This is a genomic window from Streptococcus sp. k-402 (assembly GCF_013277515.1).
Classification (GTDB): Bacteria; Bacillota; Bacilli; order Lactobacillales; family Streptococcaceae; genus Streptococcus.
On record NZ_VMNB01000005.1, the window covers coordinates 10473 to 11353 of the forward strand.

General features: G+C 44.8%; 1 protein-coding gene. It reads left to right on the forward strand.

Features of this window, described 5'->3' with window-relative positions:
• The first annotated feature begins 134 nt into the window (after window positions 1–134).
• Window positions 135–857, forward strand: a complete 723-nt coding sequence (locus tag HT724_RS04365; protein WP_173275167.1) for a pseudouridine synthase — start codon at window positions 135–137, stop codon at window positions 855–857.
• Window positions 858–881: the final 24 nt, after the last annotated feature.

The following is an 881-nucleotide window of genomic DNA, read 5'->3' on the forward strand; positions in this document are numbered from 1 at the left end:
AGAACTGACGAAGTCAGCAACCCTACATACGGCAAGGCGACGTTGACGCGGTTTGAAGAGATTTTTGAAGAGTATGAAACGAAAAGGAGGTTGGTCATTGTACCAGTCTCCTTTTGATATGATATAATAGTTCTATGAGATTGGATAAATTTTTAGTTGCCTGCGCTGTAGGGAGTCGGACAGAGGTCAAAAACTTGCTCAAGGCTGGGCGCGTGACGGTAAATGGTAAAAAAGAGAAATCAGCTAAATTGCAGATTGATGAAGAAAGAGATGACATTCGCTTTAATGGGCAAGTCCTGGAGTATGAAGAGTTTGTCTACTATATGATGAACAAGCCCCAAGGAGTTATCTCAGCGACTGAGGATCCTAAGCACAGAACGGTGTTGGACTTGCTGGATGATATTGCTCGGAGCAAGGAAGTTTTCCCAGTAGGGCGCTTGGATATCGATACGCATGGACTCCTGTTCCTGACCAATGACGGCAAGCTTGCCCATGCTCTTCTTTCACCCAAGCGTCATGTGGACAAGACATATCTGGCTCGGGTCAAGGGAATCATGACCCAAGAAGATGTGGAGATATTTGCCAAGGGCATTCCGCTCAAAGACTTTACCTGTCAGCCCGCTAGACTGGCGATTCTTTCCACAGATGCAGAAAAGAATCAGAGCCAAATCCGTGTGACCATTGCAGAAGGGAAGTTTCATCAGGTCAAGCGTATGGTGGCCTACTGTGGCAAGGAAGTAGTAGACTTGCAACGTTTGACTATGGGAACTTTAGTATTAGATGAGAACCTGGAACGAGGGGAATGGCGTCGCTTGACCAAGGAAGAATTAGAAATTCTCCGCGCTAATATTATTTAATTTAGTTTAATACTCAATGAAAAT